General features: G+C 62.9%; 27 protein-coding genes and 1 pseudogene. 18 read left to right on the top strand and 10 right to left on the bottom strand.

Annotated elements, in window-relative coordinates; translation table 11 throughout:
• Positions 1-9: 9 nt before the first annotated feature.
• From ABD884_RS21320 to ABD884_RS21300, 5 genes are all read right to left on the bottom strand, one after another.
• Positions 10-837 (bottom strand): sulfurtransferase, encoded by an 828-nt coding sequence (locus ABD884_RS21320; protein WP_345051489.1) that lies wholly within the window; start codon positions 835-837, stop codon positions 10-12.
• 85 nt (positions 838-922) lie between these two features.
• Positions 923-1,429 (bottom strand): MarR family winged helix-turn-helix transcriptional regulator, encoded by a 507-nt coding sequence (locus ABD884_RS21315; RefSeq protein WP_345051487.1) that lies wholly within the window; start codon positions 1,427-1,429, stop codon positions 923-925.
• Positions 1,430-1,458: 29 nt separating this feature from the next.
• Complete coding sequence (locus ABD884_RS21310) at positions 1,459-3,207, bottom strand: AMP-binding protein (RefSeq protein WP_345051485.1); 1,749 nt, start codon at positions 3,205-3,207, stop codon at positions 1,459-1,461.
• A 240-nt stretch (positions 3,208-3,447) separates the two neighbouring features.
• Positions 3,448-4,269: an ammonia-dependent NAD(+) synthetase gene (gene nadE / locus ABD884_RS21305; protein WP_345051480.1), complete on the bottom strand. Its 822-nt coding sequence runs from the start codon at positions 4,267-4,269 to the stop codon at positions 3,448-3,450.
• A 151-nt stretch (positions 4,270-4,420) separates the two neighbouring features.
• Complete coding sequence (locus ABD884_RS21300; RefSeq protein WP_345055149.1) at positions 4,421-5,443, bottom strand: LacI family DNA-binding transcriptional regulator; 1,023 nt, start codon at positions 5,441-5,443, stop codon at positions 4,421-4,423.
• A gap of 185 nt (positions 5,444-5,628) precedes the next feature.
• On the opposite strand from ABD884_RS21300, the gene ABD884_RS21295 reads away from it, so the two are divergent.
• Genes ABD884_RS21295 through ABD884_RS21275 form a run of 5 tightly spaced genes read left to right on the top strand, consistent with a single transcriptional unit; the run spans position 5,629 to position 10,978 of the window.
• Positions 5,629-6,984, top strand: a complete 1,356-nt coding sequence (locus ABD884_RS21295) for an ABC transporter substrate-binding protein (protein WP_345051475.1) — start codon at positions 5,629-5,631, stop codon at positions 6,982-6,984.
• A gap of 12 nt (positions 6,985-6,996) precedes the next feature.
• On the top strand, positions 6,997-7,992 hold the full coding sequence (locus ABD884_RS21290) for a carbohydrate ABC transporter permease (RefSeq protein ID WP_345051471.1): 996 nt from the start codon (positions 6,997-6,999) through the stop codon (positions 7,990-7,992).
• The gene (locus tag ABD884_RS21285; RefSeq protein ID WP_345051466.1) at positions 7,989-8,909 is read left to right on the top strand and encodes a carbohydrate ABC transporter permease; all 921 of its coding nucleotides are present in this window, start codon (positions 7,989-7,991) and stop codon (positions 8,907-8,909) included. Before ABD884_RS21290 ends, ABD884_RS21285 begins: the two co-directional genes overlap by 4 nt.
• Before the next feature lie 3 nt (positions 8,910-8,912).
• Positions 8,913-9,758: a sugar phosphate isomerase/epimerase family protein gene (locus tag ABD884_RS21280; RefSeq protein ID WP_345051450.1), complete on the top strand. Its 846-nt coding sequence runs from the start codon at positions 8,913-8,915 to the stop codon at positions 9,756-9,758.
• The gene (locus ABD884_RS21275; RefSeq protein WP_345051447.1) at positions 9,755-10,978 is read left to right on the top strand and encodes a Gfo/Idh/MocA family protein; all 1,224 of its coding nucleotides are present in this window, start codon (positions 9,755-9,757) and stop codon (positions 10,976-10,978) included. Before ABD884_RS21280 ends, ABD884_RS21275 begins: the two co-directional genes overlap by 4 nt.
• A gap of 78 nt (positions 10,979-11,056) precedes the next feature.
• Here ABD884_RS21275 and ABD884_RS21270 read toward each other — a convergent pair whose 3' ends face one another.
• Positions 11,057-11,698, bottom strand: a complete 642-nt coding sequence (locus tag ABD884_RS21270; protein ID WP_345051444.1) for an NADPH-dependent F420 reductase — start codon at positions 11,696-11,698, stop codon at positions 11,057-11,059.
• Positions 11,699-11,911: 213 nt separating this feature from the next.
• Between ABD884_RS21270 and pyrE the strand changes: the two genes are divergently transcribed.
• Together pyrE and ABD884_RS21260 are read left to right on the top strand one after the other, a co-directional pair.
• A complete protein-coding gene (gene pyrE / locus ABD884_RS21265) occupies positions 11,912-12,496 on the top strand; it encodes an orotate phosphoribosyltransferase (protein WP_345051441.1) in 585 nt (194 codons plus the stop codon).
• A gap of 72 nt (positions 12,497-12,568) precedes the next feature.
• On the top strand, positions 12,569-13,621 hold the full coding sequence (locus tag ABD884_RS21260; protein ID WP_345051438.1) for a thioesterase domain-containing protein: 1,053 nt from the start codon (positions 12,569-12,571) through the stop codon (positions 13,619-13,621).
• Positions 13,622-13,642: 21 nt separating this feature from the next.
• Here the strand turns inward: ABD884_RS21260 and ABD884_RS21255 are convergent, their stop codons facing one another.
• A complete protein-coding gene (locus ABD884_RS21255; protein ID WP_345051434.1) occupies positions 13,643-14,320 on the bottom strand; it encodes a tyrosine-protein phosphatase in 678 nt (225 codons plus the stop codon).
• Between the two features lie 18 nt (positions 14,321-14,338).
• The gene (locus tag ABD884_RS21250) at positions 14,339-15,169 is read right to left on the bottom strand and encodes an HAD-IIA family hydrolase (protein WP_345051431.1); all 831 of its coding nucleotides are present in this window, start codon (positions 15,167-15,169) and stop codon (positions 14,339-14,341) included.
• 106 nt (positions 15,170-15,275) lie between these two features.
• Between ABD884_RS21250 and ABD884_RS21245 the strand changes: the two genes are divergently transcribed.
• From ABD884_RS21245 to ABD884_RS21230, 4 genes are all read left to right on the top strand, one after another.
• Positions 15,276-15,989: a TrmH family RNA methyltransferase gene (locus ABD884_RS21245; protein ID WP_345051429.1), complete on the top strand. Its 714-nt coding sequence runs from the start codon at positions 15,276-15,278 to the stop codon at positions 15,987-15,989.
• A 76-nt stretch (positions 15,990-16,065) separates the two neighbouring features.
• Positions 16,066-16,578: a TspO/MBR family protein gene (locus ABD884_RS21240; RefSeq protein ID WP_345051426.1), complete on the top strand. Its 513-nt coding sequence runs from the start codon at positions 16,066-16,068 to the stop codon at positions 16,576-16,578.
• Positions 16,579-16,702: 124 nt separating this feature from the next.
• On the top strand, positions 16,703-17,734 hold the full coding sequence (gene fbaA, locus ABD884_RS21235) for a class II fructose-bisphosphate aldolase (protein WP_345055144.1): 1,032 nt from the start codon (positions 16,703-16,705) through the stop codon (positions 17,732-17,734).
• Positions 17,734-18,153: a DUF3151 domain-containing protein gene (locus ABD884_RS21230; protein WP_345051423.1), complete on the top strand. Its 420-nt coding sequence runs from the start codon at positions 17,734-17,736 to the stop codon at positions 18,151-18,153. Before fbaA ends, ABD884_RS21230 begins: the two co-directional genes overlap by 1 nt.
• 140 nt (positions 18,154-18,293) lie before the next feature.
• Here the strand turns inward: ABD884_RS21230 and ABD884_RS21225 are convergent, their stop codons facing one another.
• Complete coding sequence (locus ABD884_RS21225; RefSeq protein ID WP_345051420.1) at positions 18,294-18,926, bottom strand: uracil-DNA glycosylase family protein; 633 nt, start codon at positions 18,924-18,926, stop codon at positions 18,294-18,296.
• Between the two features lie 191 nt (positions 18,927-19,117).
• Here ABD884_RS21225 and ABD884_RS21220 point away from each other — a divergent pair, with 191 nt between their 5' ends.
• A complete protein-coding gene (locus ABD884_RS21220; protein WP_345051417.1) occupies positions 19,118-19,453 on the top strand; it encodes a hypothetical protein in 336 nt (111 codons plus the stop codon).
• 62 nt (positions 19,454-19,515) lie between these two features.
• Here ABD884_RS21220 and ABD884_RS21215 read toward each other — a convergent pair.
• A pseudogene (locus tag ABD884_RS21215) lies at positions 19,516-21,123 on the bottom strand (phospholipase C).
• 529 nt (positions 21,124-21,652) lie between these two features.
• Here ABD884_RS21215 and ABD884_RS21210 point away from each other — a divergent pair.
• From ABD884_RS21210 to ABD884_RS21185, 6 genes are all read left to right on the top strand, one after another.
• Positions 21,653-22,942, top strand: a complete 1,290-nt coding sequence (locus ABD884_RS21210; RefSeq protein WP_345051414.1) for an adenylosuccinate synthase — start codon at positions 21,653-21,655, stop codon at positions 22,940-22,942.
• 384 nt (positions 22,943-23,326) lie between these two features.
• Positions 23,327-23,881: an RNA polymerase sigma factor gene (locus ABD884_RS21205; RefSeq protein ID WP_345055139.1), complete on the top strand. Its 555-nt coding sequence runs from the start codon at positions 23,327-23,329 to the stop codon at positions 23,879-23,881.
• Positions 23,878-24,762 carry a hypothetical protein gene (locus ABD884_RS21200; protein ID WP_345051411.1) on the top strand — a complete coding sequence of 295 codons (885 nt, stop codon included), beginning with the start codon at positions 23,878-23,880 and terminating at the stop codon, positions 24,760-24,762. Before ABD884_RS21205 ends, ABD884_RS21200 begins: the two co-directional genes overlap by 4 nt.
• 12 nt (positions 24,763-24,774) lie before the next feature.
• Complete coding sequence (locus ABD884_RS21195) at positions 24,775-25,200, top strand: CoA-binding protein (protein WP_345051407.1); 426 nt, start codon at positions 24,775-24,777, stop codon at positions 25,198-25,200.
• A 215-nt stretch (positions 25,201-25,415) separates the two neighbouring features.
• Positions 25,416-26,153: a polysaccharide deacetylase family protein gene (locus ABD884_RS21190; RefSeq protein WP_345051403.1), complete on the top strand. Its 738-nt coding sequence runs from the start codon at positions 25,416-25,418 to the stop codon at positions 26,151-26,153.
• A 43-nt stretch (positions 26,154-26,196) separates the two neighbouring features.
• On the top strand, positions 26,197-26,598 hold the full coding sequence (locus ABD884_RS21185) for an MmcQ/YjbR family DNA-binding protein (RefSeq protein WP_345051398.1): 402 nt from the start codon (positions 26,197-26,199) through the stop codon (positions 26,596-26,598).
• Positions 26,599-26,653 lie beyond the last annotated feature (55 nt).

Below are 26,653 nucleotides of genomic sequence, written 5' to 3'. Positions count from 1 at the left end.
TCGGGCCTGCTACGCGGGTCCGAGTTCCACCGGGAATTCGAGGGCGTGGCCGTATTGGGACCACCCGCCCGTGAAGAGCCGGCCGTGCCCAAGGCCGGCATATTCCAAGGCCAGGAGATTGTGGCAAGCCGTTACTCCGGAGCCGCAATAGCTGATCACGTTCTCTGCAGACGAGATGCCTGCCGCGGCGAAGATGCGCAGCAACTCGGCCTTGCTGCGCAGTTTCCCGGAGGGGTCCAGGTTCTCCCTGCACGGGACGTTCCTCGCGCCGGGCACATGCCCGGGCCTTGGATCGATGGGGTCCTGCTTGCCTTCGAAGCGGTCGCGGTTGCGTGCGTCCACCGCGAGGTTTGCTTCGATTGAGAGTTCGTGGATCTCCGCCAGGCGGTTTCCGGGCCACGGTTGTGCGGTGAAATCACCGGCGGCCCTCGAAGGAGGCTTGGTTTCCAGGGGACCTTCGTAGCTGGCGAGCCCGCCATCCAGAATGGCTGAGCTGTGGCCTGTGGCGCGCAGCATCCAGACCAAGCGTGCGGCGATGACCCCGCCGGCGTCGTCGTACGCCACCACGATGTCGTCGTCGCTGATTCCCGCTTCCCGCATCCCGAGGGCAAAGTCATGCGGAGCAGGGAGCGGGTTTCTTCCTTCGAGTGGCGATCCCTCAGCCGAGAGCCATCGATCCAGGTCAATAAAGACCGCCCCGGGGAGGTGCCCTCCGTCGTACGCCTCCCGCCCGGAGCGCCCGTCGAGGTACCAGCGCACATCGGCGAGCACCACGCGGCGGCGGTTTTGGGACCACCATTCGAGATCGACAAAGGGGCCCATCGCGGAACTCTGCATGGCCCCAATGCTACGCACGGTCTCATTATTTGATATGTATATCTCGAAATATGGACAATGCGTGAAGCGGGAGGGGCCGTGGGGATCAGTCGGTGAAGTCTCCGGCCGCCTTGCGGAAGTCTCCCAGGACGCGGATGAGGTGCTCGACGTCTTCGTCACCGAATCCGGACTGGCCGAACACTTCGGTGTTGAGCGCCGTCGTCGCGCGCTTCGCGAGGGTGCGCCCCTCCGAGGTGAGCTCGATCAGCGTGGTGCGCCCGTCGGTGGGGTGCGGGGAGCGCACCACCAAGGCAGCCTTTTCGAGGCGGTCCACGGCGTTGGTCACCGACGTCGGATGCACCTGGAGCAGCGCGCTGGCTTTGTTCATGGGCAGCGCCCCGCTACGGGCGAAGCTGAGCAGCGCCAAGAGCTCGTAACGGGCAAACGTCAGGCCGAACGGCTTCAACACGCCCTCGATCCGGGCCAGCAGGATCTGCTGGGTGCGCATGATCGCGGTGATGGCCGCCATGGGCGCGGCGACTTCGCCCCAGCCGTGGCGTTCCCAGTTTCGCTGGGCATCGGCGATGGGGTCACGGGGGAGCGGGCTGCCCACGGTGCCTCCTGACATTGGTTGGTGGCTGCCTATTCTTTCAGACTCGGGAAGTCGGATTCGGAGTACTCAATCCCGGTCCCTTCCGGCACCACGCCTCCGCCATGCCGGATCTCCTCGCTCGCACGAAGCTCCACGCGGCGGATCTTACCCGAGATGGTCTTGGGCAGCTCGCGGAATTCGATCCGGCGGATGCGCTTGAACGGGGCCAGATTGTTCCGGCAATAGCGCAGGATGTCCTCGGCAAGCTCGGGCGAGGGGACATGTCCACTGGCCAGCACCACGAATGCCTTAGGCACCGAAAGTTTGACCGGGTCCGGAGAGGGTACGACGGCGGCTTCCGCCACGGCGGGGTGTTCGATCAGGACGCTTTCGAGTTCGAAAGGGGACAATCTGTAGTCGGAGGACTTGAAGACATCGTCCCCGCGACCCACATAAGTGATGACGCCGCTTTGGTCCCGGCTCGCCATGTCGCCCGTGTGGTAGAAGCCGTCGCGGAAGGCCTCGGCCGTTTTGTCAGGATCGCCGAAGTAGGACTTCATGAGTCCCACGGGGCGAGGATCCAAGCGCAAGCACAGCTCGCCGTCGTCGGCCTCTTCACCCGTGGCAGGGTCAACAAGCACGACGTCGTAACCGGGCAGCGGCCGTCCCATGGAGCCGGTCTTGACCGGCTGCCCAGGAGTATTCGCAACCTGGACGGTTGATTCCGTCTGCCCAAAACCGTCGCGGATGGTCTGGCCCCAGGCCCTCTCTACCTGCCCGATGACCTCGGCGTTGAGCGGTTCCCCTGCCGAAACCACCTTGGTGGGCGGGGTCTTCAGCAAGGTGAGATCTGCTTGGATCAGCATGCGCCATACGGTGGGCGGGGCGCAGAAACTCGTGACCTTTTCGCGCTCCATCTGTTCCATGAGGGCCTTCGCGTCGAAGCGCTCGTAGTTGTAGACGAACACACAGGCCTCGGCGATCCACGGAGTAAAAACGTTGGACCACGCGTGCTTAGCCCAGCCGGGCGAGGCCACATTGAGGTGGACATCCCCGGGTTCCAGGCCGATCCAATACATGGTGGATAGGTGTCCCACCGGGTACGAGGTGTGGGTGTGCTCCACTAGCTTCGCGCGCGACGTGGTGCCCGAGGTGAAGTAGAGGAGCATGGTCTCATCGGCAAGCGTGGGAGAATCCGGGACGAATTCGGTCCCGGCGGAATCTGCTTCGGTGTATTGGAGGGCAGTCGTGTGCTCTCCGCCGGTGGTTTCGTGACCGGCGGCAGGGCCGCCGTCGCGCACTTCAATGAGCGTATAGTCGCCCGGCACCTCGGCGAATTTGGCGATGTTGGCGCTCCCGACGGCGGCCCAGCGGGCGCCGCCGCGCTCCACGCGATCCGCGATGTCGCGCGGGCCCATGAGTGTTGTGGTGGGGATCAGGACCAGACCCAGTTTGATCCCGGCGAGCATGAGTTCCCACAGCTCCACCTGGTTGCCAAGCATGATGATCATGCGGTCGCCGCGGTGGACGCCTTTCGTGCGGAGCCAGTTGGCAATCTGCGAGGACCGTGCCGAGAGTTCGGCGAAGCTGCGGCGGGTGGAACTGCCATCCTGCTCGACGATGACCAACGCGGGGTTATCGGCCGTGGCGGGGTTGGCTGCGGTTTGGTCGAACCAGTCGATGGCAAAGTTGAACTCGGGGAAGCGGGGCCACTGGAACTCCCTGTGCGCCTGGGAGTAGTCGGTGCGTAACTCCAGGAGCCGGTCGCGGGCTGCGCGGAAGTCGTCGGTGACTGTCATTGTCTGCCTTTCGCCCTGCGTGGATCAGATCAGTGCGGACTGGCCGTGTGATCCGCTTCACCTGCAATATACTAGGACATCCAAGGGTTTGGAAGAGGCTAGGGGCGTCTGTAGCGTCGCGTCACGCCGGGCACACTTTTGCGGGATCACGACGGCGGAGGCCCCGCCACGGCGCGGCAGGCCGCCGTCGTACGCTCCAAAAAGTCGCTCAGCGTGACGGCGCCCCGGTTCAGGCGACTGCTACTTCCACCACGTGTCGAAAATCGTGACTGGAACAGTGCGCTTGTGCTTGGTACGCAGGTATTTCTGCTCGATGGCCTCTGCCACCTCGTCGGAGACCTCCCGGCCTTCAAGGTAATCGTCGATTTGCTCGTAGCTGACACCAAGTTCGTCCTCGTCGGTGCGCCCGGGCTTACCGTCCAAGAGGTCCGCCGTCGGAATCTTCTCCCAAACCCGCGCCGGAGCGCCCAGCTCCGCGAGGAGTGCACGGTTCTGCCGCTTGTTAAGGCCGAAGAGCGGCAAGATGTCCGCGCCACCGTCGCCGAACTTTGTGAAGAACCCGGTCACGGATTCGGCTCCGTGGTCCGTGCCGATCACCAGGTAGTTGTACTCGCCGGCCAGGGCGTACTGGGCGGTCATGCGGGCCCGGGCCTTCGTGTTGCCCTTATGGAAATCCGAGATTCGTGCGCCGGTGGTCTTTTCGAACTCGTCCTCGAAGCCATCCACGGCGCGCGAGATGTTGAACGTCCATTCGGTCTTGGCCTGAATGAAATCCAGGGCAGCCTGGGCGTCGTCCTCATCGTGCTGCGTGCCGTACGGCAGGCGAACGGCGACGAAGTTTGCGTCGACGCCCTCTGCCTCAAGCTCCTGGACGGCCAACTGCGCGAGCCGCCCGGCCAGGGAAGAATCCAGTCCGCCGGAAATGCCGAGGACGAAGCCCTTGGTCTGCGTGGCCTTGAGATATTCCTTCAGGAACGTGACGCGTTTGCGAACCTCCCCGGCAGGGTCGATCCGGGGCTGGACGCCCATTTCCGCAATGATCGTGGCCTGGAGTGTGCGCATGTCCCCAACACTAGTAAAAATTGACGTTCGGTGAACACTCCGAGTGTTGTGCCTCGCCGCGCGCGTCCTCCCCACCCCAACTAGCTCGCATTTGTTGTCGTTCTGAGGCCTCATAACGACAACAAATGCGAGCTAGTTGGGGGCGGGCCTCTTAATGGGCGGGGGCGACTCCCGTCGACGCCCGGACCGTGAGGTGCGTGGGCATGACGGCCAGGCTCCGGCTGGTTCCGCCGTACTGGGGATTCAGCCGGGAAAGGAGCATGGAGACGGCCACTCGCCCGGCCTGCTCAATGGGCGATGCCATGGTGGTCAGTGGCGGGTTGCAGAAATCCGCTCCGAAAATATCGTCGCAACCAACAATGCTCATGTCTTCGGGCACCCGGATACCACGTTCGCGCAGCCGTTGGAGCATGCCGATCGCCAACAGGTCATTGAAGACAATGCATGCCGTGGCTCCCGTGTGCGCTGCTGCGTCGGCAGCAGCTGCGCCTGACGTCGTCTTGGGTGCGAATGGCCCCACGCTGAAAGTGGTCAATTTCCGCTCTACGGTCTCGTCCTGGAACGCCTTCCACCGCTTGGCGTTGGACCAAGACGTGGACGGGCCTCCAACGAAACAGATCCGGGAGTGGCCAAGAGAGACCAGGTGCTCAAGTGCCTGGATGATGGCCGACGGCGTGTCGATCACCACGGTGGGTGCAATGGCTGGGGCCCGATTGATCGTGACCAAGGGTTGTTGTGCCGCTGCTTCGGTAAGTTGGGCGTCCGTCAGCCGGGACGCGGCAAGGATGAAACCGTCGGCCGAGCGGCGCATCTTCTGCAGGGCATCGGCCTCCATTTCGGCCGATTCCTCGGTGTCCACCAGCAATTGTGTGTAGCCCGCGGCCTTCAGTTGGTGCTGGGCTCCGCGAATGATGTCGAAGTAGAACGGGTTGGTGATGTCCGGGACGAGGACTGCGACCGTCTGTGTGCGTCCGGAGCTGAGTCCGCGGGCCTGGGAACTTGGCACGTAGTTCAATTGCGCGGCTGCTTCTTCGATCCGTTCGCGCGTCACATGGTTCACCCTCAGTGGATTGGACAGAGCGCGCGAAACAGTGGACGTGGCCACTCCTGCGAGCTCCGCGACGTCGCGGATGGTGGGCTGCCTGCCCGGTGACTGGAGCTGGAGTTCTGCCATGATCTGGGTATTCCTCATCTGCCGCAGCCGCTCAACAATGAGTGACCTGTCCCACAATTGCAGCACCGATGACAATTTTTGGCAATCGCTTGTCATCCCAGTTGGCCGTGCCTAGACTCGGAGCAATCGCCCGATGTGACGCGCACCACGCCATTGAGGTCATCGGGTTTCCAGGGAGGAAAACAATGAAGTTTGCATCGTCCGCCAAATTCGCCGCTGTTGCAGTAACGGCGGCCCTCGCCTTGACCGCATGCGGAGGCGGGGGCAGCAGCTCAGGGGGGAGCGCTGGACCCGTTGATGGTAAGGGCAAGAAGCTCAGCGTCCTGGTTAACTCCAACGCAAACTATCCGGCACAGCAAAAGCAGTGGTTTACCGACATTGCCGCCAAGTTCAAGGCACAGACGGGCGCCGACGTCGAATTCGAAACTTTCGCATCGGGAAATGACGAACTCACGCGGATCCAGACCTCTGTGGTGTCGGGCCAGGGTCCGGATGTCTACAGCCTAGGTACCACCTTCACGCCCACGGCCTATGCAACGAAGGCCTTTGTGACCTTGTCCGATGACGACTGGAAGAAGGTGGGTGGAAAGGACCGTTTCAATCCAGCGGCCTTGGGCATCTCCGGCCCCGACGCGCAGCACCAAGCGGGCATTCCCTTTGTCAGCCGCCCGTTCGTCATGGCCTACAACAAGGACCTGCTGAAGGCCGCCGGGATCGACAAGCCTGCCACCAGCTGGGACGAACTCGAAGCCCAGGCCAAGAAGATGACCAACCCGACCACCGGAACCTTTGGCCTGGCCACGGGGTATAAGGACAACTTTGATCCGTGGAAATTCATCTGGGCCATGTCCGTTCAGGCAGGCAACCCGCTGGTGGACGGCAAGACGCTTAAGCTCGACGATCCGACAGTCAAGAAGGCCTACGAAACCTACTTCGGATGGCTCACCAAGGACAAAGTTGTCGATCCGGCCTCAGTGGGCTGGAGCAACAGCAACGCCCTTGCGGCCTTTGCCTCAGGCAAGGCCGGATATCTGATGATGACGACCTCAAGTTCCGTCCCGACGCTCGAGAAGTCCGCCGTTGCTGGTAAGTATGCCTACGCAACCATGCCGACGGCGGCCCCGGGCCAGACCTCTCCCCAGGGCGATGCCGCGAATGCGGCCAGCATCCTGTCCGGTGACAACGTGGTTGTTGCCGATTACTCGAAGCAAAAGGACCTGGCCTTCGCCTACGTCAACCTCATCACGTCCAAGGACGAGCAGTTGAACTACCAGAAGATCTTCGGCGATCTGCCTGCCAACGCGGAGGCACTGAAGGCCCTGACTGATCCGACGCTCCAACCGGTTGCCGATACTGCTGCCAAGTCCAAGGCGACTCCCTTCACCGGCGCTTGGGGCGACATTCAGCTGGCCCTCGTCAACGTCGTAGTCCAATCGATCCCTGACCTCTCCAAAGGCTCCGTGGACGACTCGACCCTGCAGGCTCGCCTCAAAGATGCACAAACCAAAGGCCAGGCATCACTTGACCGGGCTTCGAAGTAAGCAGGAATGGACATGTCCACCGATTCATTGACTGCGGGCAAGCACACGCGCCGCAATTCGTCCCGTGCTGCCAGGCCGGGCCCGCAGTCGCCGGATGAAACGCCTCGGCGCCGCAAGGGGCTGAGCGAGCGCAACCGTCCCTTGTGGATGCTGATTCCAGGCGGCCTGCTGATGGTGATCATCATCGTGGTGCCGCTACTGCTCGGCATCTTCATGTCGGGACTGGACCTGGACCAGTATTCGCTGCGCCAGTGGGTCAGCGCTCCGTTCATCGGGGTACAGAACTTCGTCGAAGCACTGACCGCGTCGCCTTTGCTGCACTCCATCTGGCTCAGCGTCAGCTACTCGCTGCTCGCCATGGTGGTCACCATCCCGCTAGGCATTGCCGGCGCCGTTGCGACCCAGAACGCGTTCAAGGGCCGCGCGGTCATCCGTTCCATCTTCCTCATCCCCTACGTGCTTCCGTCTTTCGTGGTGGCCACGGTGTGGCGGACCATGTTCCAGCCGGGCAGCGTGATCGACTCTGCGCTGCATTCGGTGGGTATCGACCCCGGGCTTTGGCTCAACGGGCCCCAGTCCTACTGGACGCTGATCCTGGTCCAGATCTGGGCATCATGGCCGTTCGTTTACCTGCTGGCATTGTCCGGCCTGCAGTCCGTGGACCATGAGGTCCACGAGGCTTCGGCCCTGGACGGGGCGCTGTGGTGGAACAAGCTGCGCTACGTGGTCTTCCCTTACCTCAAGGGTCCGCTCGCCTTGGCGTTCCTGATCGGCATGCTGCACCACATCAACAACTTCACCTTGCCGTTCGTCCTGTTCGGCGTGCCGGCTCCGTCCGACGTAGAGCTCCTCCCGATCCTCACCTACGTCACCAGCTTCCAGAGCTTCCGATTCGGACTCAGCGCGGCCATGGCGTTCATTTCACTGATCCTGATCGCGATCCCCCTGTTCGTCTATCTGCGGGCCGTCAAACTCGACGATGCCGAAACCCCCGGAGGCAAAAAGTGAGCACCGCAACTACCGCCGTCGGGCGCCGATCGAGCGAAAACTTCCGCCCGGGCTCCAAACGCCAGCACGAAGTCACCAAGCTCTTGCCAGGTCCCGTGCTCGCCATCATCTTGACGGTGCTGTGTGCCCTGGTACTTATCCCGGTGCTCTACATCTTCCTGGCGTCGGTGAATTCGGACATCGGGGTGGCCCGGGGCGAGTTCTTCCCCTCCAGCTTCTCCTTTGAGAACTACTCCACGATCTGGTCGAGCGTCGGCTTGGCCACGGGCCTGGCCAATAGCGTGCTCGTTGCCGGTTCCACTGCGGTGGTCTCCGCACTGATGTCCATTGCCACCGCCTACGTCCTGGTCCGCTACCAGTTCCGCGGCCGCCTGACGATCCTTCGCGGGCTCCTGGCACTGCAATCGGTGCCCGGCACCCTCATGGTCCTGCCGGTATTCGTGCTGTTCTCCTCGGCGGCCAGCTACCTGGGCATCCAGGTCATCGGGACACAGTGGGGCCTGTTCGTGACCTACCTGACGTTCGCGATGCCGTTCTCCACCTGGGTGATGGTCACCTACCTGCGCGGCCTCCCGCGCGAACTCGAGGAAGCAGCAAGGATCGACGGCGCCAGCAACCTGGGCGTGCTGGTGCGGATCATCCTCCCGCTGAGCTGGCCCGGCGTCGTCGTTTCCGGTATTTTCGCCTTCTTGCTCGGCTGGAACGACGTCCTGTTCGCCTCAGTCATGACGCGGCCCGAAAGCCAGACGGCCGCCGTCGCGCTCCAGCTCTTCGGTGCCGCGCAAGAAGGCGGCGCGATTCCCTTCTACGGCCAGATGATGGCGGCTTCCCTCGTGTGTGCTGCCCCGGTGGTCATCCTGTACCTGATTTTCCAGCGTTACCTAGTGGGCGGCCTGACCGCCGGAGGAGTTAAGTAGCTTATGGGCACGCCAGCTGTTGAATGGGAGCTCTCGGGCTTCGGCGACGAGATCGACGACGACCCTAAGATCCAGATTGCCGTGATGCAGGCGTTGGGAGCCAAGCACATCGAAGTCCGCAGCGCCTGGGGAACCAACATCGTGGATCTGGATGACGCGCAGCTTCGTGAGTTGAAATCCTTGCTGGATGCCGCGGAGATGAAGGTTTCCGCGATTGCCTCGCCGATCGGGAAAGTGGATGTTTCCCTTCCAGTGGAGCACGAGGTGGAACGGTTGCGCCGCGCAGTCAACGCCGCGCAGGTCCTGGAATCCCGCTACATCCGGATCTTCTCCTTTTACTATGGCGAGGACGTTGCGGTAGAGAGTATCCGAGATGCGGTGATCGAACGCATGCGGGCCCTCGCGGACGTGGCGGAAGAGTCCGGCGTCGTACTTCTGCACGAAAACGAGAAGGACATCTACGGGGACATCCCCGAACGGGTGCTTGATATCATCGAAACAGTCTCCTCTCCTGCGCTCAAAGTGGCTTGGGATGCCGCCAATTTCGTCCAGGTGGGCGTCAAGCCTTTCGACGACGCCTACGCCAAGCTCCGCCCGCACCTTGAGTACCTGCAAGTGAAGGACGCCCTGTTCTCGGACGCGACGGTGGTCCCCGCGGGCGAAGGTGACGGCGACCTACTCCGGACGGTCGAGGCCCTGAAAGCCGACGGCTACACCGGTTTCGCGAGCCTCGAGCCGCACCTGGCCGGTGCCCATGGGCTGGGCGGTTTCTCCGGCCCGACGGCGTTCGGCATCGCCGCGAGGGCGTTCGCGAAAGTTCTCAATGAAGCAGGGGTGGGAACCAAATGAGCCAGGCGAACGTGGATCCCCACGGCACAGTGCCGATCAACGCCGCCATCGTGGGGTGTGGCGTCATCGGCCGCACCCACTCGGTCGCGATCCGGGAGTTTCCGGAAGTCGTCATCACCGCGCTTGTGGATGTGGTTCCCGGGGCTTCCGAGGCGATTGCCGCCAAGATCGAAGCCCAAGGCGACCCGAAGCCAGCAGTCTTCCTGACACTGGCAGAGGCGCTCGCCGCCGCCCCCGTGGACCTGGTCATCATCGCGACGCCCAGCGGGCTTCACATCCAGCAAGCGCTGGAAGCGCTCGACGCCGGCAAACACGTCGTGATCGAAAAGCCCCTTGACGTCGACTTGAGTCGGGCGGACGAAATCCTGGCTGCCGCCAAGGCTGCCGAGGCCAAGGGCTTGGTGGCCACCGTGATCAGCCAGCACCGCTTCGATCCGGCCAGCCGGGTGGTGGACGAGGCCCGCCGGGCCGGACGCTTCGGCACGCTGACCTCCGCCGTCGCCTCTGTCAGCTGGTGGCGGAGCCAGGGCTACTACGATTCGGGTGCCTGGCGCGGAACCTGGGCCATGGACGGCGGCGGAGCCATTATGAACCAAGGCGTCCACACCGTCGATCTTCTCCTGTGGTTCCTCGGCCAGCCGGTTGAGATCAGCGCCAAAACTGCGCTCCTCGCCCATGAAGGCGTTGAGGTGGAGGACACTGCCGTAGCCACCGTCACCTTCGAGTCCGGCGCCCTTGCCGTGCTGCATGCGACGACGGCGGCGTACCCCGGTTTGACGGTGCGCCTCCAGGTCATGGGCAGCAAGGGCTCGGCCGTGATCGATAACGACGACCTCGCGTACTTCCACGCGTCCGATGCGGCCGACCCTTCGCAAAGCAGCGCCATGGGCATTCTCGGCAGCGGGAACCAGGCCGCCGTCGAACTCGCCAAGTACCCCGACGATACTGTCGAAGCACTGGATCCCACGGTGTACCCGGCCGGACATGTCCGGCAGTACCGCGACATCATCGCGGCGATCCGGGCAGGACGTCCCGCGGGCGTCACGGTTCAGGACGCCCTGAACGCCTTGGCAACCGTGCGTGCCCTGTATGTCTCGGCCACCTTGGGCCATTCTGTGCTGATCGCTGACGTCGTGGCCGGCAACTACAACAACGTGGAGGTCCATACCGGCAACGCCCCCTCCCACCCCGGGGCCGACCGCAAAGAGGTTTCCGCATGAAGTTTTCGAATCTTTATGGCGTCCACCCCTGAGTTCACGGGTCTCGGCGTCGTCGATCCTGCTAAGGCGCGCTGAGGGCTAGATGGTGCGCGGGGCCTTGGCGAGGTTGTCCTTGAGCTCGGCCGCGTTCTGCCGTACCGCGTAGGCCGGGCGGTCACGCTCCACGCGCCAACTCTCATTGAGCGGTCCGATGTTGACGGTGTCGAAGCCGAACTCGTCGTAGAGCTTCGTCACGAGTTCGGCGGCCTCGGGGAAGTCGCTTGCGGTGGCCAATGCGCGGCGGTTTTCGGTGCCGGGCGGGGTGCCGTCGCTCGTGATCTGCGCTGCATAGATGTGGTTGAATCCCTTGGCAACCTTTGAGGTGGGCAGGTGCTCTTGCAGCAGACCGGCCGTGGTGGCCTCACCCTTGTCCAGTTCCGGAATGTGGCCGTCCCGCTCGAAGTAGTAATTGTTCGTGTCGATCACGATCTTGTCCGCGAGGGGCTCCACCGGGATGTTTTTGTAGCTCTTGAGAGGGACGGTGACGACGGCGAAATCGCCGGCCGCTGCTGCCTCGGCCGGTGTTGCGGCCCGGGCATGTGGGCCCAGTTCCGTCACCAGTTCCGCCAAGGTTTCCGGTCCCCGCGAGTTGCTGATCACTACGTCATAGCCGAGCTGGACCGCTTTGCGAGCGACTTGGCTGCCAATGTGTCCCGCACCGATGATTCCGATTGTTGTCATACGTGCGGGAACACCGCCTCCGGCGCAGATATTTCCCAGGTTACGGTGAGTGACCTGGGCTGGCGACGCGGGCTGCGACGCGGAATTTCCTTTGCGTCACAGAAAGAGACTCCCGACACCCGAATTCCGGTGTCGGGAGTCTCTCATTGTGTCAAAGGGCGCTATGCGCGTCGCCGGACTTTCCGCCCAACGCCTTTACGTAGAATAGGCACCATGACTGTCGCCTCTGATGCTGCCACCGCCACCTCCGCTGCCCGTGCCCGCCTCCTTGAATTGATCACAGAACTGGCGGTTGTCCGCGGCAAGGTGATCCTGTCCAGCGGGGCAGAGGCGGACTACTACATCGACTTGCGGCGCATCACCCTCCACCACGAGGCCTCGAAGCTGGTTGGCCAGGTCATGCTCTCCATGATCGACGACGCCGGAATCGACGTTGAGTGCGCCGGTGGCCTGACAATGGGTGCGGACCCGGTCGGTACCGCCGTGATGCACGCCGCTGCTGACGCCGGCCGTGCCGTTGACGCCTTCGTCGTACGCAAGGCACAGAAGTCTTACGGCATGGGACGGCAGGTAGAAGGTCCTTCGGTGGAAGGCCGCAACGTCGTGGTTCTCGAAGACACCTCCACCACCGGTGGCTCGGCGCTGACCGCCGTCGAAGGCGTGCGCAAGGCCGGTGGCAACGTGGTGGCCGTGGCAGTCATCGTGGACCGCAACACCGGGGCCAAGGAAAAGATCGAAGCCGAAACCGGCGTGCCGTACCTCTTCGCTTTCGGCAAGGACGAGCTGGGACTCGACTGACCCCAAACTCCCAGCCAAGGCAGCTTCGAACGGGACCGTGTGCCCGGGGACTGAAAAGCCTAAGCTGGCTGCGTGAACCTTCGGGCCGGGAAATTCCCCCGGAAGCAGCAGCGCTGGCAGGACCCGGGCTCCCCTGCCCAGGTCCTCCGCCATGCTGCCGAGCTCAAGAGTTTTTCCCGTCGCTCCTTCCTCATTGGCGCGGGTGCTTCCACGGCCCTCGCGGCGGACATGCTGTTTACCCGCCAGGTCCAGGCAGAGCGTCGCGTCACCAAGATTCTTCCGGTAGGTGACGACTTCGCTGATTCCTCCTACCCCAATTCGAGCTGGATTCTCTTCCCCGGTTACAAGACCAGCTGGGAAGAGGCCCAATGGATCCTCAACTCACTTCGGGGTTCGCTCCATCAGCGGGGTCAGTTGGCCGCCGTCGGGTATTCCAACCTGGGGTTGGACGTGTCCGATGTAGTCGACACCGTCGCCGACTACATCAATGAGCGGAAGCTGAACACGCTCTATTTCTACGGCCACAGTTTCGGTGGGATGCTGGCCACTGAAGTGGCGGCGCTCCTGCGTGAACGGAACGGGATCGGCGTGAAGCTGATCTTGTTGGATTCGTCGCCGTTCAGTAAGTACGACATCCTCGACCAAAGCTGGTTCGACGGCGTTGTGTTCTTGTACGAGAGCGGCTTCCAGGTTCCGTCGGTCCTTCGGGGCGGCTACGAACTGGGCGAGCGCGTGGTGAACAAGCACGAACGCACGTGGGGGCAGATCTGGGACCAGACCCTGGAGCAACTCTCGCCGATCGCACCCTCGAGCGTCCTGATCCAGAGCGAATCGGACTACATTTACCACTTCGACGGCACCCGGTTCACCGACAGGCTGGGGGATACCCGCATGGCTTTTATCGGAAACCCCCGCGATGACACGGTGAACTACGAGACTGCCCGGGCTGCGTGGGCCAAAACTTTCCCGCTCAACATGGCCTCCACTGGCCTCAGGACCGACGGCGCCCGCCCTACCCATGCGAGCCCCCAGTGGAATCCCTTCGTCTACAACCCGATTATCGAGGACCTCGAGAACGAGCTATTTCCGCCACCCCGGGCCGGCCCGCGCGTGGTGTTCTACTGACCACCGCTCCCTAAAGAACCCCTAGCTGCGCCGCAGGCCATCCAGCTCGGCACCCGTGAGGCCGGCGTCGTGGAGGTAGTCTGCTGCGCTGCCGAACTCGTGGCCGAACACGCCCAGGAAGTATTCCATTGCTGCTTGGGGGGATTGCAGAAGCATGAGCGAGGGACTGAACGCGTCCTCCGGAATCTCCGGGACGGCCAACCGCCACGCCGCTGCCATGGTCTCAAGCATCGCGGGAAGGGCGGCGGTGCTTGCGGAGTAGTCGGCCACAACCGCCGCACGATCAGTACCCGTCGCGAGGAGCGCCAAAGCGGATACGACGCCGGTGCGGTCCTTGCCGAGCGAGCAGTGGATCAGCGTCCGCTTGCCTTGGGCCGCAGGACGCAGCGACTCCGCCACCCAATCGGGGCGCGCGCGTACCCAGCCCACGTAAAGCTCCCCGAGATCTTCGGCTGTGTGGATCGATTCGAGACCGGCCGAGGCGATCCGCGGGTCGAGGGGGTTTTCCACAAGCTCCACTGCGCCGTTGGTCAGTTGCCAGGGCACGATGGTGCGTTCGTACCCGCTGCGTAGATCCACCACCGTCTGGATGCCATGCAGTTCAAGGAAGGCGGCCGTCGCCACAGTGTCCATCCCAAACGGCTGACTACCCCTGAGGATGCGCCCACCGGGCAAGGACCGCAGGTTCAGGACAGCCATGGCACCGGCCCCTTCTTCTCAGATCTGGTTCTTGAGATCCGCGACAGAGTTCAGGACCTGGTTCGGCCGGAACGGGAAGGCCGCGATGTCCTCGTGCTGGGTGATTCCGCTGAGCACCAGGACGGTGTGCAGTCCGGCTTCCATGCCCGCGATGATGTCGGTGTCCATGCGGTCACCGATCATTGCCGTGGTTTCTGAATGTGCGTCGATCTGGTTCATCGCGGAACGGAACATCATGGGGTTCGGCTTGCCCACAATGTATGGCTCGCGGCCGGTCGCCTTGGAAATCAGTGCGGCGATGGCGCCCGTGGCTGGCATGGGGCCATCCTTCGACGGGCCGGTGGCATCCGGGTTGGTGGCGATGAAACGCGCCCCGGCGAGGATCAGCCGAATAGCCATGGTGATGGCTTCGAAAGAGTAGGTGCGGGTTTCGCCCAGCACGACGAAGTCCGGGTTCTGGTCGGTGAGGATGAAGCCAGCCTCGTGCAGCGCCGTCGTGAGCCCTGCCTCACCGATAGTGTAGGCGCGGTTGCCGGAGTCCGAGCCGCCCACTTGGTCCTTGAGGAACTGTGCCGTGGCCAGGGCCGAGGTCCAGATGTTTTCCTCCGGAATTTCCAGGCCCGAGGAGCTCAGCCTCGCCGCCAAATCCCGCGGCGTGAAGATGGAGTTGTTGGTGAGCACGAGGAATCGCTTGGAGGTATCCACCCAGCGCTGGATCAGTTCAGCCGCTCCGGGAACCGCCTGGTTCTCGTGGACCAGAACACCGTCCATGTCCGTGAGCCAGCATTCGATTTCGTGTCCGTTGCGGTAAAGGGGTGAGCTCTTGGGGGCCTCGGTTGCGTTCTCCATACTTTTCCTCCGCGTATTGGTTTGTTCTGGTTCCAAGTCTTTCATCTTTCGCTTCCCGCGACACTCGTGTGCCCTACGTTACGGCGCCCCGGGCTAGGGTTGAGTGGTGACTGACCGGCCCCAGAACCCAGCCCCTGCCGACTCCGCCCCGTACTCCGCTGCCGTCTCGCCTCCTGTCTCCTCCACCGAGGGTGGGTTCGAAGCGAAACCTGAGGTCGGCGTCGGGCCTTGGGAAGGCGAGTGGCCGGAAGGCGAGCATTGGGACCCGGACCTGCTATCCGACGGCGACCGCCGCAACGTGGTCGACAAGTACCGATACTGGAAGCACGACGCGATCGTGGCTGACCTGGATGCCCACCGGCACGATTTCCACATCGCCATAGAGAACTGGCAGCACGACCTCAACATCGGCACTGTGGTACGCACCGCCAACGCGTTCCTTGCCAAGGAGGTCCACATCATCGGACGACGCCGGTGGAACCGTCGCGGAGCCATGGTCACCGACCGTTACCAGCACATCCGCCACCACCCCACGGTGGAAGACTTCGTGACGTGGGCGCAAGGGGAGGGCCTCGCGATCATCGGCATCGATATCTTCCCCGATTCCGTGCCCCTGGAAACCTACGAGCTGCCGCGCAACTGCGTGCTGGTGTTCGGGCAGGAAGGCCCCGGGCTGACTCCTGAGGTGCACGACGCCGCCGTCGCCACCCTGTCGATCGAGCAGTATGGTTCCACGCGGTCCATGAACGCGGCGTCGGCTGCGGCAATAGCGATGCACGCTTGGATTCGGCGCCATAACTTCGGCCAGCGGGTGTCTTAGCGCTTCGCCGTACAATCAGGGATACAGGTGACAGCCCGCCTCCGGGTAGGACTGCGGCAGAGCCAAAGGAGCCGTGATGAAACTGACCACACTGGTGTGGACGGCGGGATCGACTATAGTCACGGCCGCGGCCGGGTCTCTGGCGGCCGATCCGGATGGTTACTGGTACCGACGGCTGCACAAACCAAGCTGGCAGCCGCCCCCCATCGCTTTTCCCCTCGTGTGGACGGCACTCTACGCCGATCTCGCCGCGAGTTCCGCCGTAGCGTTGAACAGTGCTTTTGCGCCCGGTTCCCTCGGCAGCAAAGCCCGGCAAAAGGAAGCAGCCGCCTACCGCGGTGCCTTGGCGGTGAACCTCGTTCTCAATGCCTCCTGGAGTTGGCTCTTCTGGCGTGCCCGCCGGCCTTGGCTGGCTGCGGCGGAGTGTGCCGTGCTGACAGCGAGCAGCGCCGACTTGGTGCGGCGAACTTACAATCTGAACCGCAGTGCCGGCGTGTCTCTGGCCCCTTACGCGCTCTGGTGCGGATTCGCCACGGCCTTGTCGACCGCAATCGCAAACCTCAACCCCCGGGGAAGGGATCTGAGCTGAAGGTCTGCAACTGTTACCCGGCTCCGTGACCGGAAACACGGTGCCGGATCCGGAGTCGCTAGGATGGTGCCTAGCCGTAGAGGTCTACTCCAGGGTCAACAAAACCCAAAGACGAAAAATCAGCATAGGAGTCAGTATGCCCATCGCAACCCCAGAGATTTACTCCGAGATGATCGACCGTGCGAAGGTCGGTGGTTTCGCGTTTCCGGCCGTGAATGTGACCTCGTCGCAGACCCTGAACGCGGCGATCCGCGGTTTTGCTGAGGCTGAGTCGGATGGCATCATTCAGGTTTCGACTGGTGGCGCGGCTTATTGGTCCGGTGCTTCGGTCAAGAACATGGTTGTCGGTTCCTTGGGTTTTGCTGCTTTCGCCCGTGAGGTCGCGAAGAACTACAACGTGAATATTGCCCTGCATACGGATCACTGCCCGCAGGACAAGCTGGCTGATTTTGTGTTGCCGTTGCTGGCTGCTTCGGAGGAAGCGGTGAAGGCCGGCAAGGACCCCATTTTCAACTCGCATATGTGGGACGGCTCGCATGAGACTTTGTCCGAGAATCTGCGGATTGGCCGGGAGCTTCTGGAGCGTGCGGCTGCGGCCAGGATCATCCTCGAGGTTGAGATCGGTACGGTCGGCGGCGAGGAAGACGGTGTTGAGAACGAGATCAACGAGAAGCTCTACACCACCACCGAAGACGCCTTGGCCACGATCGAGGCGTTGGGTGCGGGGGAGAACGGCCGCTACCTGACGGCGTTGACGTTCGGGAACGTCCATGGCGTGTACAAGCCGGGCAACGTCAAGCTCCGTCCGGAGCTCCTCAAGCAGATCCAGGCGGAGGTCGGTGCCAAAATCGGCAAGGACAACCCGTTTGATCTGGTGTTCCACGGTGGTTCGGGTTCCACGGAGCAGGAGATCGCGGATGCTGTTTCCTATGGTGTCATCAAGATGAACATCGACACCGACACCCAGTATGCGTTCACCCGTCCGGTTGCCGGACACATGTTCTCGAACTACGACGGTGTCTTGAAGGTCGACGGCGAGATGGGCAATAAGAAGGCCTATGATCCGCGTGTCTGGGGTGCTTCGGCGGAGGCCGGCATGGCTGCCCGGATCGTGGAAGCCGCAAAGCAGCTCGGCTCAGTAGGCAAGACCTTCTAATGTCCGACGAATTCCGCAAGAACCTGATGGGTCCCGAACCGACGCTCCTGCCTGCCGAGACCGAGGTGTACCAGCACCTGGCCCTGGGACAGGAGGCGCTGGACCTCGTGGCCAAGTACCCCACATCTTCGTTGCTGTGGGCGATCCTGGCCGAGGAAGCCTGGGCTGACGGCCGGACCATCGATTCCTATGCCTATTCGCGCGTGGGTTACCACCGAGGACTGGATTCACTGCGCCGGAACGGTTGGCGCGGCGTCGGGCCCATCCCCTGGGAGCACGAGCCCAACAGGGGATTCCTGCGGGCGCTGTACTCCCTCGGCCGGGCATCCGCCGCCATCGGCGAACCCGAGGAACCGGAGCGGATCGAGAAGTTCCTAAACGATTCCGATCCCACCGCTAAGGCAGCGATCGAAGGCTAAGGCTGCTGACAAGACACCGACGGCGGCCCTCCACCGAAAGGTGGACGGTCGCCGTCGCGCTTTCCCCACCCAACTGACTCGCACTTAATGTCGCTATGAGGCGTCAAAACGACATTAGGTGCGAGTCAGTTGGGTGAGTTCTAGGAAACGGGGGTGAGGCCGGTCCTGGCCATGGCCTCCGCGTAGGCGCCGTGGATGATGTCCAGGTACTCCTGCTGGCGGGCGGGCGAACCGGCGAAGGAGCGGCCGCCCAGCGAGCGGACCTTGAACGTCTTGAAACCGCGGCGGTGGATGCTCTGCGGGGCGGCCTTCATGAGCTGGTCCGCGAGGCGGTGGGCTTCGTTGCCGTGGGCCACCAGGGCGGAGGTTCGCGGTGCGATCGCCAGGAGGCGCAGGAGTGGCTTGAGGCCTTCGGTGATGTTGGCCGGAGTCAGCTTGCCTGGCTCTCCGTCGGGCTCGATCCATGGGTACACGTTCCACGGCATCATGAGTTCCGGACGTAGCCCCAACTGCCACTGCATGCCCAACAAACGGGTGGCGGCGTCCGCGTCACCCGGAACAATGAAGCCAGAGCCCTCGGTGGTGCGGGTGTTGGAGAAAAGGCTGATGATTCGGCACTCGTCAACGCTGTGGGCGGGATCCACGTAGAGGACTTCGCTGCCCGGCTTCTGTTCTTTGAGGGAATCGCAAAGCCCCGTAACCTCGGCGATATGGGGTTCGAAACGTCGGTTCCAGAGCTGCTCTTCGAGTGATTCAGTCGCCAGGTCTTGCATATGGGCTTAGGTCTCCTACGTGTAGCGAGGCGCACTTTGCCAGCCGGTCGCGGTAGGCCGCTGCCGGTCGGGTTGGGTGCAGTGTTGGGGGCTGGTTAACTCTACCGGAACGGCGAGGCCCTGTGGGGTGAATCGGGACTTCTGTGGTGGGTCTCTCGACGGCGGTGGCTGGCTTCCGGCATGATGCCGGTATGGAAAAACCTGAGTCTTCTGCTGCCGCCCTCTCCGCATTCGAGGACCTGGCCGCGGATCTCGGTGACGCGGGCGTGGTTCTGGGCCAAATGTTCGGCGCCAATTCCCTGATGCTCAACAAGAAGGCCATCGCTTGCCTCTACGGCAACAATGTGGCGTTCAAACTCGGCAAAGACTCCGCCGAGCATGCCCGTGCCTTGGCCCTCCCCGGGGCGGAACTCTTCGACCCCTCAGGCATGAAACGGCCCTTCAAGGACTGGGTGGAAGTACCCCTTGCGTCCTCCTCGGAATGGTCTGGCTTGGCGGATGCCGCCCTGGCGGCCGCGGCGGCGTAAGTCATTAATCTGACGCGGCAGCGTCCCGATGGATCCGGGCGCTGCCGCGTCAGGAACGCCTGCTACTGCTGGTTCGTGTTCTGTTCGTCGCTTTCCTTGCCGCGGGAAACCATGGTGCCGTTCGATTCGTTCAGGATGAGCTTCACGTCCCGCTGATGATCGAAGTCGAACATCGCGTTGATGGAGCCGGCCTTGGCGTCTGCCGAGGAGTCGCCGATCTGACCGGTGTGCCAGTTGTCCTCGATGAAGCGAAGAATGGATGACTGGTCCGTCTGGGTGTGGTCCACGAAGTTCTTCTTGGCAAAGGGCGAGATCACCACGAGCGGCTGGCGGGGTCCGGGGCCACAACGGTCCGCATAGCCTCCGGCCATCGGAACACCCTTGTTGTAGGCGTTAAGGCACCACGCGGCGTCGTCGGTGGTTTTGGAAGAGTTCTTTACCGCAGCGGCGACGTGGTCATACCAACCATCCGAGTCGTCATAGGCGAGGACGACGGCGGTGCTTTCCCAGTTCTTCGAGTTCTGGATGGCGTTCACTTGCTGCGTGATGAACTTCTGCTCGTCCAATGGATCGGAGTAGCCGGCGTGGCCGTCCTGGGAGCTTCCCGCCTTCAGGAAGGAGACGGCCGGCATGTTGTCAGAGTTGACTACCTTGGCGAAGTCCGTGGTGTCGTACTGGTGGTTGGCCTGGCCATTGTGCCCGATCTCGCCCACGCTCGCCGGGGCAAGGTGGTGCGGGTTGGACGTTGACTTGTAGTACTGGAACGGCTGGTGGTGCGGGCTGTAGTCCGTGACCGTCGCGCCTGAAACGTTGGTGTGGGTGCTCATACAGGCTGCCGGAGTGGAGTCCGTTGCCGCCGTCGTCGGGGCAAAGCCGCCCTGGAACCAGCCTCAACTGATTCCCTTGTCGTTGAGCAGGTCGCCGATGTTCTTGCCTTGCATGCCGGCAAGGTTGTTCTTGCTTGCGTGACTCTTGTTGGAGCAGTCGTCGTAGACGGGATCGGGGTCTTCCGTCATGGTGCCCACGCCATTGGCATCAGGGAACTTGACTGTGTAGTCGCTGCTTGCGGGCTTGACAGGCTGCCCATCAGGCGTGAATTCGGAAACGCCGTGGGTTTGGCCGGACACCAGGTTTTGGGCGCCAGGGCTGGACGGGCCGAAGGTGGTGCTGAAGTGGGAGTCGCTCATGGCGAAGTTCTGGGCGTAGTTCCAGATTCCCGTGACGGTGTTGCCATCGTAGTAGTCCATGGTGAGCCCGGGGCGAGCGAACTGGCCACCAGAGCAGTTATCCATGCTGGTGTTCTCGACGAACTTGTTCATCCGGCCACTGTTGTAGGCCTTCTGCTCCGCGGTGTATTCATGGTCCTGGTCGCACGTGATGGCTTGGCCGGGCGTCAGGCGCCGTGGTTGGACAGAGTTGGGGTTGTTCGGTGCCAGCAGCTTGTCCTGGGCAAGGGTGGCGATGTTTTTGGGCGTGTTCTTGGCCGCGGTGAATGCCGGGGCCGCTGCGCCGGTGCCTTGTTGGGTTTCGCCGGGGGTGTTGCTTGCTTGTGGATATGTCGCAAAGTAGTGGTCGAAGGAAACGTTCTCACCGAAGATCACGACGACATGCTTGATGGGCGTCGCGGTTCCTTGGTAGTCGTCATTGGCCGAGGCCGTGACCGGTGCCATGCCGAGCCCGATCATGCCGGCGGCGATCGTGGATGCTGCAAGGGCGCTCGCCCCGCTAGCCAACAGAAAGCGCTTATCGCGAGATTTCATGGATTTCCCTTCAGATTCACGGGCCTAACCCGCCCAACTGGCTCGCACTTGTTGTCGTTTAGACGGCTCATAACGACAACAAGTGCGAGTTAGTTGGGTGTGTGGGGGTGGATTCACAAAGAATGTAGCCGGTGGTCTGAGGCCAGACTATCGATTCGGAAGGGAAACGCGGACTGTGTGGAAAGAGTTCACGCTCCGCTAACAGGGACTTTCCAGTGGCTGCGATTGCCTTCATACCGCCCTTCGGCCGTATGACAACCGGGCAGGGAGCCGCATCGGCTAAACTTGGCGGGTAAGAGCCCCGGAACTCTTGCTGATCTCGCCGGTGAACTTTTGCGAAAGTCTGCGGGCAGGATCGAAAGATTCGGGGCGTTCTCATGTACGGCGCTGAGCCTTGGTTACCCGCCAGGACCGGCCCGAAAGAATGGGGGAGGATCCCATGCCAGCTATCGTGATCGTCGGAGCCCAGTGGGGCGACGAAGGCAAAGGCAAAGCAACCGATCTGCTCGGTGGCCGCGTTGACTACGTGGTCAAGCCCAACGGCGGCAACAATGCCGGGCACACCGTCGTCGTCGGCGGTGAGAAGTACGAGCTCAAGCTCCTTCCTGCCGGCATTTTGAGCCCGAACGCAATTCCGATCATCGGCAATGGCTGTGTGGTGAACCTCGAGGCGCTGTTCCAGGAGATCGACGGACTGGAAGCCCGTGGCGCGGACACGTCCCGCTTGCGCGTCTCAGCCAATGCCCACCTCGTGGCGCCGTACCACCAGGTGCTGGACAAGGTCACGGAGCGTTTCCTCGGCAGCCGTGCCATCGGCACCACGGGCCGGGGAATTGGACCTGCCTACATGGACAAAGTGGCCCGTTTGGGCATCCGTGTCCAGGACGTCTTCGACGAATCGATCCTCCGCCAGAAAGTGGAAGGCTCGCTGCGTCAAAAGAACGAGCTCTTGGTCAAGGTCTACAACCGCCGCAGCGTGGTGGTGGAAGAGATCGTGGAGTATTTCCTGTCCTTCGCCGAACGCCTCCGGCCGCTGGTCATCGACAGCACACTTGTCCTCAACAACGCACTGGACGAGGGCAAAGTGGTCCTCATGGAAGGTGGCCAGGCCACGTTCCTGGACGTCGACCACGGCACGTACCCCTTTGTCACCTCCTCCAACCCGACGGCCGGCGGGGCATCGGTTGGCTCGGGCATCGGCCCCACCCGGATCTCGCGATCCATCGGCATCATCAAGGCCTACACCACCCGTGTTGGCGCCGGTCCGTTCCCCACGGAGCTCTTTGACGAGATGGGCATGTACCTGCAGAAGACCGGTGGCGAGTTCGGCGTGAACACGGGCCGTCCACGCCGCTGCGGTTGGTACGACGCCGTCCTGGCCCGTGCGGCCTCCCGCGTCAACGGATTCACGGACTACTTCGTCACGAAGCTGGACGTGCTCACCGGTATTGCGCAGATCCCGGTCTGTGTGGCCTACGACGTCGACGGCGTTCGTCACGACGAAATGCCCATGACCCAGACCGAGTTCCACCACGCAGTGCCGATCTTCGAGTACTTCGACGGCTGGACCGAGGACATCACCGGCGCCAAGACGCTCGAAGACCTCCCCGAGAACGCCCGCAGATACGTGCTGGCCCTCGAGAAGCTGTCCGGCACGCGTTTCTCCGCGATCGGCGTCGGCCCGGACCGGGATCAGACGATCGTGGTGCATGACCTCATCGAGGACTAGTCACCAAAGCTGAATCACGACGACGGCGAGTGGCCCTTTCAGGGTCGGCTCGCCGTCGTCGTTTCCTCGCCAAGCGCCCCGAAAACAGGCGTGAAAAAAACTTTTGGAATCCGCGTAACCCTTGGGGATGCCCCATCGATTACCTGTTTGAAGGCCGAGCTGAAATTTGTCCCCCATCAGGTTTCAGCTCGGCTCTTTTTATGTCTGAAGGGTTTCGTGGATGTGCAAAGTCCGGGAGAGGCAAAACTCCGGAACGGATAGCCGGTCCTTGGGCTTCAGGGGAACACCGGTTAGGCTAGCTGACGTTGCCCGGCGCTGCGGCGTTTCGGCAGCAGGATCTCGCTTGAATCCGGACCTGTGTTCCCCAACGAAAGCCACGCTTCTGTGACCGACGCCTTGACCGATGCAGCCTTGCGCGACCTCCAGGGCCGGGAAGCTGAGCTGTTCACAGCCGTGTACCAGGCCTTCGCAGGCCAAGTCCTCGGCTACCTGACGGCAAAGGGAGCCTCGGATCCGGAAGCAGTTACCCAAGAGGTTTTTCTTGCCGTCCTGCCTCGTCTTGAGACGATCACCGGCGGCGTCAGCGGCCTGCGGACTTTTGTATTTTCGGTAGCCCACGCACGGATGGTGGATGATCATCGTCGGCAAAGCAGGGCGCCGGAACTGCATGAGTTTGAACCTGAGCGGGACCCGCGCCAGTCGAATTCGGCGGAAGCCGAAGCGATGGACCGCGTGGCGCCCGGCGAAGTCGGGGCGCTGCTGGATCTCCTTCGGGAGGATCAGCGGGAAGTCTTGTCACTTCGCATCGTTGCCGGTCTGACAGTGGACCATGTAGCCGAAATCATGGGGAAAAGCCAAGGCGCGGTCAAGCAACTGCAGCGCCGGGCGTTGAATACACTCCGCGAGCACTCGGTAGTAAAGGAATACATAGCCCCATGAGGCGTTGGGATTGCAAGGATATTGACCGCGATGCGATCATCCATGAACTCCTGCTCGAGGCTGAGCTGACGGACGCCTCCGAACTCAGGGAGTCATTGACGGCGCTGGAGTCCTTCGCGTCGATGCCGGCGCCGACCCCCGGGCCCGCACTCGCTGCGATGTTGTTGGGCTCGGCTGCCGATGGCATGGCAGGCGCCGATGCAGGAATCGGCATGGGCGCCCCCACCGGCAACCCTGCGGACGATCTTCGCGGCGACGAGCTCCGCAAGCGGCGTAAGCTGCGCAAAAACCGCCCTGCCGTCATTGGCGCTGCCGTGGCGACAGCCATGGCCTTGGGTATTGGTGGCGTTGCGGCCTCGAGTGCCGAATTTAGCGAGGGCACCCCCGATTTCATACATGTGCTGATCCCCGGCTGGGTGCCGGGTTGGACCACCGCTCCGCCGTCGCCGGTACCTCCCACCTCCTCCAACCACTCCCCGGAGGGCACGACGCACCCGGCTCCGGTCGATGTGCCGGCGCCTGTGCCGGCGGGAACCCCGGCGGCAGGGTTCGCCGCCGCCGAGCCTTCGGGAGGTCCGGTGCCGCCCGCTCCGGAGAACGCGGCCGAAGCAGAGCAGGAAGCAGTAGCGCCAGCGGCGACCCCCACACCTGCCGCCCAGCCGGCTGGGCGGCAGCCCGAAGAGCCCGAGGCCGCGCACGCCGGGCCGACCATCGATTCGCGGGGCATCCTCCCGCTGCCCAAAACTGCCATCCCCTCTATGGGGACCGCTCAGGACCTCCAATACGGGGTACAGCAAGCCGCGCAAAGCGGCCAGAACGATGTGTCCCTGAAGCCTCCCGGAGCTTCGTTGCGATGGCTCCTTGGCCTGCTATCCCGCTAGTAGGCTTGACTTATGGCACACGTCAACGATCCGGCTGTCATCGACCGGCTGATGCGCACAAAAGGCCGCTGGGCAATCGTGGGACTCAGCACGAATGAGTGGCGCTCGGCGTTCGAAGTAGCCCTCTACATTCGTGACACGATGGGCATGGAGATCATCCCGATCAACAGGAAAGGCGAGGACGTCCACGGCGAAACCGGCTACAAATTCCTTGCCGACGTGCCCCTCGGGAAGCGGCCCATCGACGTCGTCGACTGTTTTGTGAACTCCTCGCGTGTTGGCGCCGTTGTGGACGAAGCGATTGCCGTGGGAGCGAAAGCCGTGTGGCTCCAGCTCGGAGTGATTGACGAGGACGCGGCCCAGCGGGCCAAAGCAGCGGGCCTGGACGTGGTCATGAACGCTTGTCCGGCGCAGGTGGGCTGGCGGATCGGCATCTAGCCGGAGGGGGCGGACGAGCCAGGACGACGGCTCCGGATAGCGTCACTTTCTGTTAACCGGCCGCTAGTACAGTCCGGGGGCAAGCACCCGACTGACAGACCAGGGAACACATGTGCGATGACCACCACTCCACGACTAGTAGACGCACCGCGCTCGGTTTACTCGGGGCGTCCCTCGTGGCCGGGCTGGGGGCATGTGCTGCTCCCGGAGGCCCCTTGGCAGAAAGCTCGGCGGCTGCGCCCGGCACTGCGGGCCCGTCGCCGTCGTCGTCCGCAAGCGATGCAATTAGCCCTACGCCGAGTCTCGCGCCACCTCAGCGGCCCCGGCGCTACTTTGTCCCTGACTTTCAGCTGCCACCCATCCAAAACGGACTGGCCCCGGTGATCACCAAGATCCCCACCAAACATCCCGTAGTGTTCCTGACGATCGACGACGGACTGGTCAAGTCTCCGGAAAGCGTCCGGCTCCTCGCGGAGCACGACTACCCGGCCACACTGTTCCTGACGCGCGACACTGTCCGCGACAACCCTGCGTTCTTCAAGGCGTTCATGGCGCAGGGCAGCCTCGTCGAAAACCATACGGTCAGCCACAACGTCAACATGACTACCCAATGGGGCTACCAGAGGCAATTGGACGACATTGCAGGGATGCAGGACTTCGCTGTCCAGCAGTACGGCCGCAAGCCCACTTTGTTCCGGCCGCCTGGGGGCGCCTATTCGATCGCCATGAGGCAAGCCGTGGCCGCCGCCGGCCTGAAGGCAATCGTTACGTGGGAGGCGAAGGCAAACGCCGGGCAGATGGACTACCAATACGGCAATTCGCTGCGGCCCGGCGATATCGTCCTGATGCACTTCCGCCCTGAATTCGCGGCTGATTTCGAGGCCTTCCGCTCCGCGCAAGCGGCCGCCGGCCTGGAAGTGGTGCTTCTGGAGGAGTTCCTAGGGGTTGAGTGAGGCAGGCGCTCCGCCAAGCGCAGCGCTCCGCTAGTCTCGCTACATGGATGCTGCCTCACTCCGCCAAATCTGCCTGGGCTTTCCCGGGGCTTATGAAGACTTCCCCTTCGGTCCGGAAACCTCGGTTTTCAAAGTCCGTTCCACCGTGTCCGCGGGAGCCAAGCAGGAAGGCAAGATGTTCGCGGCCTCTGCCCTGGACGAGCAGAACCTGGCGGTGAGCCTCAAGTGCGATCCCACACTGGCGGTGCAATTGCGCACAGCCCATCCGGAAATCACCGGTGCCTGGCACATGAACAAGACCCATTGGAACGGGGTGCGCTTGGATGGCGCCCTGCCCGACGCCATGGTTCGGGACATGGTGGAGGACTCCTACGACCTGGTGGTTTCCTCGTTGAGCCGCAGGCAGCAGGAGCAGTTGGGGTGGGCTCGCCTCGCGAAGGGCTGACACGCGGAGCCACTCCACTGCTTCGGCTAGATTGTGAGTGGATCGCACTTTCCAA

The sequence above is a fragment of the Arthrobacter methylotrophus genome, from assembly GCF_039539965.1.
GTDB classification, from domain to species: domain Bacteria; phylum Actinomycetota; class Actinomycetes; order Actinomycetales; family Micrococcaceae; genus Arthrobacter; species Arthrobacter methylotrophus.
Note: the sequence above shows the minus strand (reverse complement) of the source record. Positions and strands in the feature narration are given on the sequence as shown.

Coding starts and splice junctions, on each gene's coding strand:
- ABD884_RS21275 (WP_345051447.1), top strand. CDS start 9,755: ATGAGCCAGGCGAACGTGGATCCCCACGGCACAGTGCCGATCAACGCC.
- ABD884_RS21185 (WP_345051398.1), top strand. CDS start 26,197: ATGGATGCTGCCTCACTCCGCCAAATCTGCCTGGGCTTTCCCGGGGCT.
- ABD884_RS21255 (WP_345051434.1), bottom strand. CDS start 14,320: ATGGCTGTCCTGAACCTGCGGTCCTTGCCCGGTGGGCGCATCCTCAGG.
- ABD884_RS21270 (WP_345051444.1), bottom strand. CDS start 11,698: ATGACAACAATCGGAATCATCGGTGCGGGACACATTGGCAGCCAAGTC.
- nadE (WP_345051480.1), bottom strand. CDS start 4,269: ATGCGCACACTCCAGGCCACGATCATTGCGGAAATGGGCGTCCAGCCC.
- ABD884_RS21295 (WP_345051475.1), top strand. CDS start 5,629: ATGAAGTTTGCATCGTCCGCCAAATTCGCCGCTGTTGCAGTAACGGCG.
- ABD884_RS21210 (WP_345051414.1), top strand. CDS start 21,653: ATGCCAGCTATCGTGATCGTCGGAGCCCAGTGGGGCGACGAAGGCAAA.
- ABD884_RS21195 (WP_345051407.1), top strand. CDS start 24,775: ATGGCACACGTCAACGATCCGGCTGTCATCGACCGGCTGATGCGCACA.
- ABD884_RS21290 (WP_345051471.1), top strand. CDS start 6,997: ATGTCCACCGATTCATTGACTGCGGGCAAGCACACGCGCCGCAATTCG.
- ABD884_RS21200 (WP_345051411.1), top strand. CDS start 23,878: ATGAGGCGTTGGGATTGCAAGGATATTGACCGCGATGCGATCATCCAT.
- pyrE (WP_345051441.1), top strand. CDS start 11,912: ATGACTGTCGCCTCTGATGCTGCCACCGCCACCTCCGCTGCCCGTGCC.
- ABD884_RS21240 (WP_345051426.1), top strand. CDS start 16,066: ATGAAACTGACCACACTGGTGTGGACGGCGGGATCGACTATAGTCACG.
- ABD884_RS21250 (WP_345051431.1), bottom strand. CDS start 15,169: ATGGAGAACGCAACCGAGGCCCCCAAGAGCTCACCCCTTTACCGCAAC.
- ABD884_RS21230 (WP_345051423.1), top strand. CDS start 17,734: ATGTCCGACGAATTCCGCAAGAACCTGATGGGTCCCGAACCGACGCTC.
- ABD884_RS21300 (WP_345055149.1), bottom strand. CDS start 5,443: ATGGCAGAACTCCAGCTCCAGTCACCGGGCAGGCAGCCCACCATCCGC.
- ABD884_RS21310 (WP_345051485.1), bottom strand. CDS start 3,207: ATGACAGTCACCGACGACTTCCGCGCAGCCCGCGACCGGCTCCTGGAG.
- ABD884_RS21225 (WP_345051420.1), bottom strand. CDS start 18,926: ATGCAAGACCTGGCGACTGAATCACTCGAAGAGCAGCTCTGGAACCGA.
- ABD884_RS21220 (WP_345051417.1), top strand. CDS start 19,118: ATGGAAAAACCTGAGTCTTCTGCTGCCGCCCTCTCCGCATTCGAGGAC.
- ABD884_RS21280 (WP_345051450.1), top strand. CDS start 8,913: ATGGGCACGCCAGCTGTTGAATGGGAGCTCTCGGGCTTCGGCGACGAG.
- ABD884_RS21320 (WP_345051489.1), bottom strand. CDS start 837: ATGCAGAGTTCCGCGATGGGCCCCTTTGTCGATCTCGAATGGTGGTCC.